The 13,899-nt window shown below is 30.1% G+C and carries 11 protein-coding genes; 1 reads left to right on the top strand and 10 read right to left on the bottom strand.

Translation table 11 applies throughout. The annotated features are described in order from the left end of the window. Positions 1–215 (top strand): hypothetical protein (locus tag B0A57_RS12335; RefSeq protein WP_207758884.1); only part of this gene is annotated, 215 nt, incomplete at its 5' end. A gap of 544 nt (positions 216–759) precedes the next feature. Here B0A57_RS12335 and B0A57_RS11165 read toward each other — a convergent pair. From B0A57_RS11165 to B0A57_RS11120, 10 genes are all read right to left on the bottom strand, one after another. Further along, positions 760–1,257, bottom strand: a complete 498-nt coding sequence (locus B0A57_RS11165; RefSeq protein WP_052079103.1) for a hypothetical protein — start codon at positions 1,255–1,257, stop codon at positions 760–762. Continuing rightward, complete coding sequence (locus B0A57_RS11160) at positions 1,258–2,355, bottom strand: DUF262 domain-containing protein (RefSeq protein ID WP_038466644.1); 1,098 nt, start codon at positions 2,353–2,355, stop codon at positions 1,258–1,260. Between the two features lie 238 nt (positions 2,356–2,593). Next, the gene (locus B0A57_RS11155) at positions 2,594–3,529 is read right to left on the bottom strand and encodes a P63C domain-containing protein (RefSeq protein ID WP_038466647.1); all 936 of its coding nucleotides are present in this window, start codon (positions 3,527–3,529) and stop codon (positions 2,594–2,596) included. 196 nt (positions 3,530–3,725) lie between these two features. Continuing rightward, a complete protein-coding gene (locus B0A57_RS11150; protein ID WP_052079104.1) occupies positions 3,726–5,573 on the bottom strand; it encodes a hypothetical protein in 1,848 nt (615 codons plus the stop codon). Between the two features lie 177 nt (positions 5,574–5,750). Further along, entirely contained in the window at positions 5,751–7,244 is a 1,494-nt protein-coding gene (locus B0A57_RS11145; RefSeq protein ID WP_038466650.1) for an RNA-directed DNA polymerase, read from the bottom strand. A gap of 327 nt (positions 7,245–7,571) precedes the next feature. After that, a complete protein-coding gene (locus B0A57_RS11140; protein WP_038466653.1) occupies positions 7,572–8,483 on the bottom strand; it encodes a hypothetical protein in 912 nt (303 codons plus the stop codon). Positions 8,484–8,643: 160 nt separating this feature from the next. After that, positions 8,644–10,263, bottom strand: coding sequence for an HsdM family class I SAM-dependent methyltransferase (locus tag B0A57_RS11135; protein WP_038466656.1), 1,620 nt, complete (start codon positions 10,261–10,263; stop codon positions 8,644–8,646). After that, positions 10,263–11,363 (bottom strand): AccI family restriction endonuclease, encoded by a 1,101-nt coding sequence (locus tag B0A57_RS11130; RefSeq protein WP_038466659.1) that lies wholly within the window; start codon positions 11,361–11,363, stop codon positions 10,263–10,265. Before B0A57_RS11130 ends, B0A57_RS11135 begins: the two co-directional genes overlap by 1 nt. A gap of 243 nt (positions 11,364–11,606) precedes the next feature. Continuing rightward, positions 11,607–12,305 (bottom strand): RloB family protein, encoded by a 699-nt coding sequence (locus tag B0A57_RS11125; protein ID WP_202819394.1) that lies wholly within the window; start codon positions 12,303–12,305, stop codon positions 11,607–11,609. Positions 12,306–12,312: 7 nt separating this feature from the next. After that, positions 12,313–13,620 carry an AAA family ATPase gene (locus tag B0A57_RS11120; protein ID WP_038466664.1) on the bottom strand — a complete coding sequence of 436 codons (1,308 nt, stop codon included), beginning with the start codon at positions 13,618–13,620 and terminating at the stop codon, positions 12,313–12,315. Positions 13,621–13,899 lie beyond the last annotated feature (279 nt).

Genomic DNA, 13,899 nt, shown 5'->3' with positions numbered 1-13,899 from the left:
TTCGGCGCTGTGCCATAACGAGCCCCCGCTTTGCGGGGTTTTCGAGAGAGCTTGCTCTCGAAGAAAATCTAGCAAAGCGGGTGATGGAAGAACATCGTGCGAAAGCAACGATGGTTTTTCATCACCTGCGTAGCGGGGGCTCGATGGAAAAAATTGTCCCGAAGGGCGATTTTTTCCATCGTTTCGTTGCTAAAAGCAGTTTGGGACTAAATTAGCCAAAACTTTCGGTTTGACCAAATTTTCCTGACACAAAACGAATTTTAAATTCAAGACTAAAACCCAAATTGCTTGTAGCAGCTGTTATGGCACGGTGCTAAGAATCGGCACTGTTATTTTTTTAGATTTTTTTTGCGTTTAGTTCAACCGCAAACTATTCAATTTCAGTAGTTTTTCTCAACACTTTTTTGCGTTCAGTTCGGTTTTTTAGGTTTCAATTTTCGGCAGTTCAAAAGTTCAGAATATTTTCAGAAGTTTTCTCTCAACACTTTTTTGCGTTTAGTTCGGTACACTTTTCAGACTTTGAATTGAGTCAGTTCGGAAGCGATTTTAGGTGTAAAAATCTCAAAAGTGTGAAGATAAATATTCACGATTGAAGTAACCAGAGTCGATTCGGCGCTGTGCCATAACGTTTCGCGGCTTTAAGAAGTTGGGGATTTGTAAACCCAAGACTTTCGATTAAACACCAAAAATCAAAAGTACAAAACAAACTTTAAATTAATCCCAAAAACCCCAATTTCTTAAAACCGCTGTTGGCAGTAGTTATTTTCTTAATTCTAAATCTAATTTTTCTAAAACAATATAAATTCTATTAAAATCACCCAATGTTCTTGACGGAGCATTATACGTTCTAGTTATTCCTTTTAAATGAGTATGCGCAGCTTCATTTCTACTTACTTTTAGATTTCCTAAACTATTTTTAAGTAAAGTTATTTGAGCTGTTTTCTCTAACTCTATTTCTAATTTTTCAACTCCAATTAGTCCAATTAGATTTATGAGCATAGGTCTTATATTTTGCAAATATTGAAAACCATAATTATTTTTTATTATTTTTTCTTTACAATAATTTTTATTTTCTACGTTCTTTAATTTTCTATTACAATGACGAAGTACAATTTCATCAACAGTTTCCTCAATCCAACCACATAATTCAATTATTGCAAGTTTAGAAAAATAAATTGCTTTTTTTTGACTAGATGCTTGGTTGTATAATTTATCTAATTCTTGTAATGTTGATTCAATATAAGATTTAGCAATCATTTATGCGAAAATTAATATTGCTTTATTTAATCGGTTTATTACTCGCTCTTTTTGTGCAAGTCCTTCTTTCAAACTATCAATTGAAAATAATTCATCATTTTTTAAATTATTAAATCTTATGTTTAATTCGGCATTTGTTTCAGTTTCTAAATGGTCAATATTTTTTGCGATACCAACAAATAAAGCTTCTGTTGTTGCTTTGCTTAATCGAGGTAAATGTCCAATATTCATTATTTTATTATAGATTAAGTTTGTTGTTCGTTCAAAAATAGTGCTGAAATTTTCAATTGCAGTTTGGTCGGCTTTTTTGTTATTTTCCATAAAGTCATTTAAAAACTTTGAAAGACTTCCATTATAATTATCGTGATTTTTATAAAAAGATATAAATCTCAATACAAATTCTTCATTTGAAAAACGATAAATTTTATCAGGATCAATTTCAAACAAATTTTTGAAATTGTCATAATTAACACTTGCTTTTAAAAAGGTATTAAATGTTCCATTGAAAATACAGTTTCTTATTTCTTGATTAGTTAATTTACTACCACCGGAATTTAATCTATGAAAAATTGTGAATAAATAATTCATATGATTTTTCTTTGAGTAATCACATCTTAAAACAGTAATTGGCAAGACAGTATTCTGAACTTTACTAAATAAATCGGGAAATTTTTTCTTTATATATAAATTTGATTTTCCTGATATTCTATCATCTATATCATCGAGTTTAGCAAGTTTCCATTCGTTTTTTGGTTCTGAATCTAAAAAAAATATAATTGTAGCTATTCGCTGTAAACCATCAATTACAAATCTTTCTTGAGTTTTATAATCTAAACTAATACACAAACTTGGTATTGGTAATTGTTTTACTAAAGAATCAATTAGTCTTGTTTTCATAGCTTTATTCCAAACAACTTCTCTTTGGAACTCCGGTTGAATTTCTAATTGGTTTTCAGAATGCATTCTTAATAAATCTGCACAAGATCTTAATTCATTATAAGCAACAATATCTGATGGTGGATTTTCATTATAATCATCTTGTGCTTCTTGAAAATTTTCAAATTGGAAAAGTTCTTCTTCTGTATTTATTTCATTCATATTTAAGTTTTTGGTAAAAATAATTATTTTAAGTTCAAAATTAGTATAAACTCTTAAAATATGACTTTCAGAGGATTTTTGTGATAATTACTGCCAACGAGCCCCCGCTACACGAGGTTTGGGAAAAAGTACACCTTAATTTTCGGTTAAAGACTGAACTTTCAGACACAAAACCAACTTTAAATTTAGCCTAAAACCCAAATCTTGTGTAACTGCTGTTGTGCGTTCGGGTTTTTATTTATTCAATTGTGTGTCCATTTTCATCAAAGTTGAAAGGTAATTCTAATTGTCCATTTTGTCTTAATCTTAATTTTTCAAACTGTTGCCACATATGTTGCATATTGTCTGAAAGTTGAAACAAAGTTACAATTTGGTTTATTTGAGCTGTTAAATGTGGACTACCAATATCTTCTGTCAATAGTTGATGATAACGAATTACATTATTTCCAGTTGAACTTTTAGGAATATTTTTCTGCAATTCTTCAAGAACTCCATTTGGTAATTCTTCGTAAATAAGTTTTTTAGTCCAAGTTCCGATTACGCCAGGTCTTTTTTTAATACCATTAACAGTAAAATCCCAACCATTTAGTCTAAATAATTCTTTATAAAAAATATCAGGAAATCTTTTTTGCCAAGGTAATAACTCTTCGCTAATATATTTTTTTAATATTTTTTGCAGTTCGTCATTTTCTCTGTCATATTGATAACCAGTAGCTTCATCAACTAAAGCCGTGATACCAATATTTGCAAAACCTTTAAATATTATATAGGCATTTTCAGCTGCAAGTTTAGCATTTTCTTTATTTTCTAAAGCGCCTTTTCGGTCGGCTTGTTGCCAAATATCGCAAATATCTACAATTGCAGTCGCTGGAATTCCTTCGCTTAATGATCCGTCTAAATCCTTATAAGTTATTGGTATAGATAATTTTAACTCAACTTCTTTACTGATAAATGGACTTAAATAATTTGCTGAAATGTATTCAGGAAGTACAGCGCCTTTTAAATCTTTTTTCTTTTGCCAATATGCTCCACTTCCTTTTATTCCCAAAGCATTTGCTAAACTTCTATCAACTAAAATTCTTTGACCGTCATCAAGTACAGCACACGAAATTTTAAATTCTCCAATTTCTATTTGCCCTTTGTAACGAACTGCTGGAATTAATTTTTTTGTCATTTTATTTTATATCTTTATCTTTGGTTTACATTTCGGTTCTAGCAACCTGACGCACAACGTTTGGCCGCTTGGCGATGTGGCGGATTAAGAAAGCCTAAACTTTCGGTTAAACACTAATTTTCCAAATACAAAATCATCTTCAAATTAAGCCTAATCCCGCCATATTGCCAAACGGCGGTTATGCCTCGTTGTTTCTTTACAGTGTTCTTAATATATATTCTGCTTTGTCTTTTAGATATGGGACTTCAACTTTGTAATAATTTTCATATTCGGGATATAATACAATTAAAAACATTTTTGAAACCTTCATTCCATAGTTTTTTTCAAGAATGTATTTATATAAGCTTTGTTGTAGGCAATATCGATTATAACTTGTATCGTCAATGTCAGATAGTTGTCCCACACCACTTTGCCATTGATTATTTTTTACTGGTTCTCCTGTATATGCGTTAACAACTTTTTTACTCCTTTTCCAATCATACATTTCGTAACCATCACTATTTTTTGATATTAAATCAATTGTTCCTGCTATGTGATGGTATTCATCAAAAATTCTCCATTCAGTTCGGTAAGGATTAATAGTACTATTTTCATTTACGAATTTTTCAAATAAATGGAATTCTTCGGTTCTTTCGTATTCTTGGTTTAGATAGAAGTTTTCAATTTGTTCGTGTAGAAAAGTTCCATCTTGTGATGCTTTCTCTCCTTTTTTGCGCCACATTGATGCTACTTCGCTTGCGCTCATACCTAATTGAGGTGCTTTTTTATTTGACCAATATATAGAATCAAATTCAGGAAAGAATTTTGCAATAATCGTACTCGCAGAAGGTGCAGGTGTATTGTCAATTGTATAAATATGTGGTTCGGGATAGAATTTAATTCTACTATCTCTTGAATGCGTGTTTTTAAGATTAAAAGCTATTGATTGTTTGTTGTCAACTTCTCCAATTAAAGTAGACTTTACTAATTTTTCTTCTTTAAGTTCTTGTTCGTCAAAATCTCTTTCAATTGTTTCTATTTGTTCTTCAACAGATTTAAATGTATGATTTAGGTATTGTTCTCTGTATTTTACTTTTTCCCACTTTTGAGCTTGAACAATATCCCAAAGTTTTTCAGTTTGTAAAGAAGCTTGATTTACAAATTCTTTTGGAATGCTATAATTTGGAATTGCTGATTTTATTGTTTCTGCAATAAATCGCAAACAGTCATTTTCTTGTGTATGAACTTGATACTCTGAAAACCGAATAACTATCCAACCCCTATCAACAAAGTATATGTCTCGATTAACATCATCGCCTTTGCAATGTGTTGGCTGTCGGGTAGTTCCTGCATATGGTTCGTCTATCTCAATATCTATTCGTAAGTTAGTAATGTTTGATTTATCAATTATTGCTATGTCTGGCTCGAAAGGTCGTGTTTCTTTTCCTGTGTTAAGTCTTGCGTTTCCTAAAACAGAAAATTCCTGTCCAAAATTCCGCTCAATAGATTTTTGAAACGGTTCTTCTTTAAATCCTCTACGTTTTGTGTTTCCTAATCTGAAACTTCTAACTACTGTTCCTTTTATGGGGAAGCGGAAAATTGGATATGAATTTGTTGTTTGAGCCTTCAAAATATCAAAATTTACAAAGACAACTTCATCTTTTGCTTTTGTTGTTTCTATTTTTGCTTTTGGAAGTTGTTCTTCTGATTTTGGTTTAGTTTTCAACTTAACTTCAACCTTTTCAACTTTGGGAATTGCTTCTTGTTTTATTTCTATCTGTTTTATGTAAACAGGTTTTGGTTCGCTTACTTCTAAACTGTTTTTAACTAATGTGTCAGTATAAACTTTGGTTTGTGTAGCTAAAATGGGATTCTCTTTTTGTGTCGCAGGTTTTTGTTTAACGGTTTCTTTCTCCGCAATTACTGTCGTTGGTGGTGTTCCTTTCTTTCTGGAAAGTTTCCTAATTACTATAATGATTAAGCTGGTAGCTATTAAAATAGCTGACCAAAATCTCAAAGGATGAATTGTCTTAAATTCAATTATTAGTCTGTACATTTCTTCCATTATTATGTTTGTTTACGATGTTTTTTTACAATGAGGCATAACGTTTTGCCGCTTGGCGAGGTTGCGAAAATCGTAACCGATTATTTTCCGTTAAAGATAAAATTTCTTGCGAAACGTAAACGTGAATTTACCACAAAATTCGCAATCTTGCCAAACGGCTGTTGTGCGTTCGTACTTTTACTCATAATACGAAGCGCTTTTTAATATTTTTTCTATTTCAGATTTTGAGATTTTCTTCTTCGTTTTAGCGATTGTTGTTTCTTTAGTAATTGGTGTTTCGTTTATTATTTTTTTTAATTTAGGATTTAACCATTCTGAATTCCAAATTTTAATATCTTTATCTAACACCTTTTTACAAAGTAATTCATCATAATTTTCCGCTTTGTTAATTTTTAAATTTAGTCTTTGAAACCAAATCATTATAAATGATGAATTTGGCACCTCTCTAAATTTCTTTCGAATTTTCTCAACAAGTTCCATTTGATTTTTAGAACCTTTAATTTTGCTAATAAATGTGCTTAAAATTGCGATACAAGTTGGTACAACTCTCGGATTTCTCAATGCAATTTCTGTTACAATACTAATAAGCGAAATTAAATTATGGTCTTCTTTTTTCGATTTTTCAAGAACGGTTAAAAAATCTCTCATTTGAGTATCTATTGTGCCAGAATTTGGAAATTGTTCTGACAATAAATAAATTTTAATTAACCATTTTTGTTTATTACCAGTTATAGTTTTATTACTAATCCAATATCTTTTATCTGGTTTAATTGAACTTTTGATTATGTCATCAGAAGTCATTGTTTTTTCGGCGTTTAATTTTAAACCTATACTAGACAAAATTTCTGAAAGTTCTTTTGTTATTTGTTCAGCTTCAAAAGAATTATTTGTAAATATCCGATAGTCATCTCTATATCTTAAAATGTGATAGTCATCTATTTTTTTTTCTTTTAATTGTTCTGTTAAAAGTAAATCAACATAACCTAATACTATTTCTGCAATAAAATCCATTAATACACTGCCTTGAGGTATTCCATTAGTTTGGCCATAACTCATATCTTGTAAGTGATTGTCAATAGCATTACCTAATAAAGAATTTTTTCTATTTATTTTAGATTTTTCTTTTGTGTGAATTGCCCAAGGAATAGAATGAGTGTATATTGAACTATAACAATCTGCAATGTCCGAGTGCAAAACATATTTGAAATCTAAAGCTAAACCGATTGATTTTTGCTCTATCATTTGCCACCAATTTAATATTTGAGCAGACTTATTTGTTTTGTCAATTGTTTCAGAAATAGCGGGCAAACTATGACATTCTATTTTTTTGTTTTTTTGAAAATTTTCAAATCTTTTTTTTAGTAGATTCCAATTAGTTGTTTCAGTTATTGTATTTACTAAAGAAACATAAATTGCAGGGTTTATTAATTGAAATGGTCTCCAAGCAAATTTTCCATCTTTATTAGAAAGTAATTTATAATTAACGTAATCTGATTCTCTTGGACTTTTAGTTCTTAAATCTGATAAGTTTTTATTAGTTAATTCTTTATCTAATTTGTCTAATAATTCTTGAAATGAAAAATAATCTGGAAGGCTAATATTACTATAACTCTCTTCTTTTAAAAATAATGTTTTAGCGTCTGTATTATTTAATTCTAAAATTTGTTTCATTTATTACGATTTTTCATAGTATGACGCACAACGAGCCCCCGCTTTGCGGGGTTTTCGAGAGAGCTTGCTCTCGAAGAAAATCTAGCAAAGCGGGTGATGGAAGAACATCGTGCGAAAGCAACGATGGTTTTTCATCACCTGCGTAGCGGGGGCTCGATGGAAAAAATTGTCCCGAAGGGCGATTTTTTCCATCGTTCCCGCGCTACAAGCAGTTTGGGACTAAATTAAGCCCTATTTTCGGATTTGCCAAATCTTCCAAATACAAAACCAATTTCAAATTTAGCCAAATACCCAAATTGCTTGTAGCGTGTGTTGGGCATAGTGCTTTTAATTCCATACTTCATAACAAACAAAAGGACGATTATTAATTTCTTGTTTTAAAATCTTCTGAAACTTTAACGGACCTATCTTTTGTCTATTTATTGATTTAAAATTATTTAGATGTTCAATTTTTGGACTAGGAATAATTATTCCAACGTTTTTTTTAATTTCCGAGCCAAAAGTAAATACAACTAGAAATGAAGTTATATTTAAAGGGAATGATATTTTATATATTCCTTGTTCGTAATTATCTAAATTTTCCGAAATAACAAGCGGTTTTAGTTCTGTATTTTTATTAAAAGAAATGTAGTCATTCAGGTATTTTCCACCTGCTGAAAAAATATAAGAATAACCAAAAAAATAGAAGGCATATAAATAACTAAATCTTAAAAGTCCATCATTAATTTTTTTGTCATCTCCAAAGTCAAAAATGTAATTTACTTCAGCTTTTCCGTTGTTATGCATATTAGAAACATTTTGTTTCGCATAAGGATTTTTGTTATTTGAATTAATATTAATTTGTTGTTTTTCAATGTCTCTTGTTAATTTTACATTGAAAGGCCTGGAAGAATCAATTTTCATTTTGAATTCTAAATCTCCATTTCCTTCCAATGCGCAAAATGCTTTAAACCATTTTCCTAACTCGCTATCATAAACCGACCCATTTATATTATTACACTTTTTGCAAGTCAAGAGTAATGGTTTGCCCTTAAGTTTTTTAGGTGGAACATCCTCAATTGTAAGAGGGTTTTGTAAAGCTTGGTCTAAATCTTTTTCGGTAAAGGAATTTCGACATAAAGGACAGATATAGTAATCAATATTTATTTTTTCCACATGTGGGTTATTCATAACCTTCGAAAAGTTTTCCGAGAACTCATTGAAAATTCCTTGTCTTTTATTTATTCCTTTGTTCTCCATTTTTTCCGTGAAGTTTTTTGCATTATGCCCAACGTCCCGCCGCTTGGCGATGTGGCGGATTAAGGAAGCCTAAATTTTCGGTTAATGATTGAACTTTCAGACACAAAACCAACTTTAAATTAAGCCTAAACCCGCCATATTGCCAAACGGCTGTTATGCCCTAGTGCTTTTTTTCGCTGTACTTGTCGGTTAATATTTCGTCTATTTTATTAATTATTTCGTCTCCGTTTTTATTGTCAAGGATTAAACTTTTGTATTCCTTGTACAGTTTTAAAATCTCATTTGATGTCTGCTTGTCAAGTAATCCTAAATCAAGCATCATTCCTTTATTAAGGTCGTTTGGTTCAAATTTTTGAAGTCCATTACCGTATTGACGGCTGTTGTCATCAAAAATTTGTTTTGCTGTGTCTGTTAAGAGATAAGCAAAAAGTAAATCAATATTAATTTCTGAAAACAAACTTGTTTGTTTTGGATAAATGCAATGATATGAAGTTAAGTTAGAAATATTAGCTTCATTTCTAATAAACCGCAAACCTGACCGATTAAAAACAGAAACCCAAATTGGTGCAGGTTTTCTATTTTCTAATGAATACCAAGGCTTTCTACTTGCAGTAAGAAATCGTTTGTTGATTTCTTCTTCTTCGCCTTTTTGAATATAAGAATTTATATTTTTATCATTTGGGTTTAGTGCATTGAAAAGAAAAATAGATTTATCACTTTTCTTTAATTCTTCAAAATCTTGTTTAGTAAAAAATGATGTTTTAGCATCTTTTGCACTGCAAATACAAGGTAATAAGTATTGTTCGTCAATATTAAATTCTTTGGCTTTTGAAAAATTGAAAGTAAAATATTCATTAGAACCTGTTGCAATACCACGAACTACTTTTGCATAAGTTGAAAATGGCACAAGATTTTTAAACTTAATGCTATTTTGTTTTTGATAGTAAGCTTTCCATTTAATATCTGGATTTAATTCAGTAAAACTATATGTCTGTTCTGTTTCTGAAAAGTTCGGATATTTAGTTATTATTTCATCTATCTTACTTAAATCTTGCAATGATTGGATATTACTAAACTGAACTTTATCTGTTAAATTGTCATTTGCACAAAGTATAATTGAAGCTGTTGTTAAAGCATCATCAAATACGTTTTCTTCAAAATCAATTACAATAATGTGCCTTAATGTTTTGCTTTTTATCAAATAAGTTTTTACTAATTTCCCATAATCAGAATTCAAAAATTCTGAAGGAATTATATAGGCACAACGTCCATTTTTACTTAATTGATGAATTGATTTTAATAAAAATAGTGTGTAAAGATTTGTAAAACCATTCAACTTACATTTAAGGTTGGTTTCAATTTCTTTTAAAATATTTTTATTATCATAATCGTGAAATTTAAAATATGGTGGATTACAAATAATGCCATCATATTTATTTTTCCAATCGTTATACATATAATCTTGCAAAAGAAGATTTACATTTTCAATGTCTTGAAAATATTGTTTTGCGTTATTAAATATTGTTTCATCAACTTCAAAACCTTTTATATTAATTTCTTTCTTGTGGTTTAAAATTGCCCTTGAAAAAACACCAAGACCAAAAGCAGGTTCAAGAACATCTTTTAATTGGTCATTACCCAAAAGCCATTTAGCCATTGCGTCAGCAATAGGAAATGGCGTAAAAAATTGTGCAAATTTTTTACGATGCTCTATTGAAATTGACTTTGAGTAATTATTTTCAATAGAATTATTGATAATATGTTTTTCTGTTACTATCATTAAAATTCAGCTTCTTCTATTCCTAAAATAGTTCTTAAATTGTCTAAATCAAGATATGCAGTTCCGCCTTTAAAAGTTACATAAAATAATAAACGACCTCTGTCCATTTCTTTTCTGATGCTTTCGTGAGTTGGTTCATCAACCTTTGACGCAATTGGATAACCCGTTTTTGAGTTAATTTTTATTGTTGTTTTGTTTTGATTTTGAACGTCTTTTTCAACAGAAAATATTACTCCTTCATTATCAGAGTTTGAAATAATAGATAGAATTTGTTCAAATGAAATACCAAATACTTTGTCAAAAAATACTTGAAAATAAAAATGAGGTACATTGAATGTTTCAATCCATTTGTAAACAACTTTTATGTCTTCAACTTTTGGAGTTATTGAAAGATAGTCTCTTTTTTGAATTTCTTTTATAGCAACTTTTAATCTTTTGAATAAATTATTAACCTCTAAAAGTCTTTCGTTAGACCTCCAACCTGGAACTTTAAAATCAAAGATTGAAATAGTTTCTGGAGTTAAAGTGTTTAATAAAGTAATGTATTTTGTTCTATTTGGATGTTCTAAAACATCTAAAAATTCTGCTAATATAGTATCTCTTGTTTGAAGTGCAATTTCTGTAAACCTTTTAGTTCTTAATTGCATTGCTTCTTCATATTTGTCAATTAAAAATGCACTTGAACGAACTTCAATTCCTGCAATTGCATTTTTTACATAATCGGTGATTTGATGATGTGGAATTTGGCTAATATCAAAACCTAAACTATTGTCAAAATCAGATTTTTTGAAAATTAATAAATCAGGTCGTTTTCCTATTGTGTCAAGTTCAGTTTGAAAATCTTGATAAAACGTATCAAATCCATTTTCACCTGCTACTAAATCATCGGATTTACCGTATTTTACTGCGACAAAGTTTTTAGAATTTTCATTTATTGCTCTTGTTACAAGGTTTTCAGCCCAATCACCTTGTTCTTTATTTGTAATGAAATTTGAAGATGCTTGTGTAGGCGTTCTTGCCATATCTCTTGGCTGTTCAAAATCAACCAATTCTATGGGAACATTTTTTGTCAATTCTCTAATTCTGTCGTAATAATTCATCTTCTTTATTTTGTGAAATTTTATTTTACAAAGTTAAACTTTTTTTGCTGGTTTTTTGCAGTGGTTAGTCATTTGCACGGTCGTCATAGCATTGGGCATAACGTTCTCGCGCTACAAGCAGTTTGGGACTAAATCAGCGTAATCTTTCGGATTTGACAAATCTTCCAAATACAAACCAAATTTTCCATTAAGCCAAATTCCCAAATTGCTTGTAGCGTGTGTTGGTGGCTGGCGTTCTGGCTACTATAAATATTTTAATAATTCTCTTACTAATCTAAAGACAGTTGTGGATGATTCCTCATTAGCAGGATTATTGTGGTCAAGTCTGTCGTAAATTTTTTCAGCTCTTTCGATAGCTAATATTTTTCTTTCTTTTCCTATTTTTTGATCAATTCCATCAAGCAATTCAAAAATTTCTTCTGTTATTATTTTACTTTTTTTGCCATCATAGGAAATATTGAATTCCTTCAAAGATTTATTTAATTTGTCATTATATTCATCTCTATGCATTCCACCGCCTTGGTGGTCATTGAAGTGAAGTAAAACCCAATATTCAAATGCTTGATTTGAATATGCTATGCCAAAACCATTGGCATCAGCAAGTGAGATTGCATTGTTGAAGTCTACGTTATCAAAATCATCTTTATCAAAGACACACCAAACTTGCTCATAACTAGTTTGATTTGCAATTTGTATTGCTCGATTGACTAAAGATATTGTATTAAATCCTTCTCCAACTGGTTCGATTGTAGCTGATGTAAGTCTAAATTGGTTAAAGTATGATGGTTCCGTGTTTTTACCTTCACAAACTATTAGAATTGTTGGTTTTTTGTTCAGTACAGGTTCTGCCCTTTCAATACTGGTTTCTGTTCTACGTTTAGCTTTTAATTGTGCTCTGTGATTTTCTTTGTCTAGAGCCTGTTCTGCTTTTTTATCCTTCATTCTCATATTACGGCAGAATATTATTAAGGTTATTAAAAAATCCTAAATATGGAATTGCACCATACTTACCCTTAATGTAATTTTCTTCGAATGATTCGGTTTTTCTGACTTCGTCAGATTTAAAATCCGCTAAAGAATAAAGCTTAGCTTCGCCAAATTTATTTTTATCAGTAAACCAAATTTGGTCACGTCTAAATAATCCGGAACTTAGTAAATTAGTGTCGTGAGTATTAAAAATTAATTGAGCATTCTTTTTGTTTAATTCTTTTGAATTAAATAAGGAAACGATTTTACAAACTAGATTAGGATGTAATTTAGAATCAAGTTCATCAACAATTAGTGTATAACCATTTTCAATAACATCTAGAATAGGACCAGTTAATGCAAAGAATTTTTTTGTTCCAGATGATTCATCATCGAACAGTGAAAAATTCACAAAGTCAATGGCTTTTTTGTTTGAATCAAATTTTTTATGTGATGTTAAAACGTCTGAAAGAATTTCTTTTTTATCATCAATAACTTCTTTGGTAATTCTATCTTTAAGTTCCTTTGGCATATCTTTAGGAAGATTTGCTAAATCAATCTTTTCAAGATTAATATCTTGAATTCCTAAATCAGCTGCTTTTAACAAGTTTAGAATTTTTACTTTTTGATTTGGATCATCAGTTTTGCTTAATGTAAAGCCTCTATATCCAGACTCATTGAGTCCAGAAATAGTTTTAAGTTCTTTAAACCAATCCATTACTTCAATTGAAGTTTTGTCATTAAATTGAGCTGAAACAGATAGTAATAGGGCATTGTCTCTCACAAGTCCTTCTTTAATAACTGTTTTTCCTTTAGTAAAATTTCTGGTATGTGTTTCAAAATTATCTCCATCTCTATAAAAAAGTTCAATTTCTTTAGTTTTAGGTTTATAATAAAGCCATTCTGAAATTACATTTTTTTTATCCACCTCAAATCCATAACGAAACATTACATCATTGTGTGTAAATACAACTTCAAATTCAGATGGAGAATTTTCAGTTTCACTACTCAATTTAAATGGTTCTGTATCGATTTCATCGCCTTTTTGACTGTCTTTTGAGCTTGAAATAACAAAGTATTTCATAAAATTCAGAGCTTCAAAAAATTTACTTTTTCCGCTCGCATTTGCGCCATAAATAACTGCGCTTTTAAGTAGTCTAATGTCAAACTTATTGTCATTATAAACATTATCAAATTCACGAGTATCTTTGTCATAGTTTGACGCAACAAGGTTTAAAGAAGTTTTTTCTTTAAAAGTTTTGAAATTCTTAACTGAAAATTGCAACAACATAATAAATGTATTTATTGTAAATATAATGCTAATATACGCTTTATTTTACATTGAAATGCAAAATTAACATAGTTTTTGGGTTTTTGTTGTTTGAAAAGGTTTCTATTTTGAAGTTTTTTACGCTTGCCACCAACGTTCTCGCGCTACAAGCAGTTTGGGACTAAATTAAGCCTTATCTTCGGATATGCCAAATCTTTCTGATACAAAACCAACTTTAAATTAAGCCTAAAACCCAAATTGCTTGTAGCGTGTGTTGGCAGCTGGGCTTGTTGTCCACCG

This window comes from Flavobacterium psychrophilum DSM 3660 = ATCC 49418, assembly GCF_002217405.1.
In the GTDB taxonomy this organism is placed as follows: Bacteria; Bacteroidota; Bacteroidia; order Flavobacteriales; family Flavobacteriaceae; genus Flavobacterium; species Flavobacterium psychrophilum.
This window is presented reverse-complemented; position numbering and strand designations above follow the sequence as displayed.

Coding starts and splice junctions, on each gene's coding strand:
- B0A57_RS11135 (WP_038466656.1), bottom strand. CDS start 10,263: ATGATAGTAACAGAAAAACATATTATCAATAATTCTATTGAAAATAAT.
- B0A57_RS11140 (WP_038466653.1), bottom strand. CDS start 8,483: ATGGAGAACAAAGGAATAAATAAAAGACAAGGAATTTTCAATGAGTTC.
- B0A57_RS11120 (WP_038466664.1), bottom strand. CDS start 13,620: ATGTTGTTGCAATTTTCAGTTAAGAATTTCAAAACTTTTAAAGAAAAA.
- B0A57_RS11165 (WP_052079103.1), bottom strand. CDS start 1,257: ATGATTGCTAAATCTTATATTGAATCAACATTACAAGAATTAGATAAA.
- B0A57_RS11145 (WP_038466650.1), bottom strand. CDS start 7,244: ATGAAACAAATTTTAGAATTAAATAATACAGACGCTAAAACATTATTT.
- B0A57_RS11125 (WP_202819394.1), bottom strand. CDS start 12,305: ATGAAGGATAAAAAAGCAGAACAGGCTCTAGACAAAGAAAATCACAGA.
- B0A57_RS11130 (WP_038466659.1), bottom strand. CDS start 11,363: ATGAATTATTACGACAGAATTAGAGAATTGACAAAAAATGTTCCCATA.
- B0A57_RS11150 (WP_052079104.1), bottom strand. CDS start 5,573: ATGGAAGAAATGTACAGACTAATAATTGAATTTAAGACAATTCATCCT.
- B0A57_RS11160 (WP_038466644.1), bottom strand. CDS start 2,355: ATGAATGAAATAAATACAGAAGAAGAACTTTTCCAATTTGAAAATTTT.
- B0A57_RS11155 (WP_038466647.1), bottom strand. CDS start 3,529: ATGACAAAAAAATTAATTCCAGCAGTTCGTTACAAAGGGCAAATAGAA.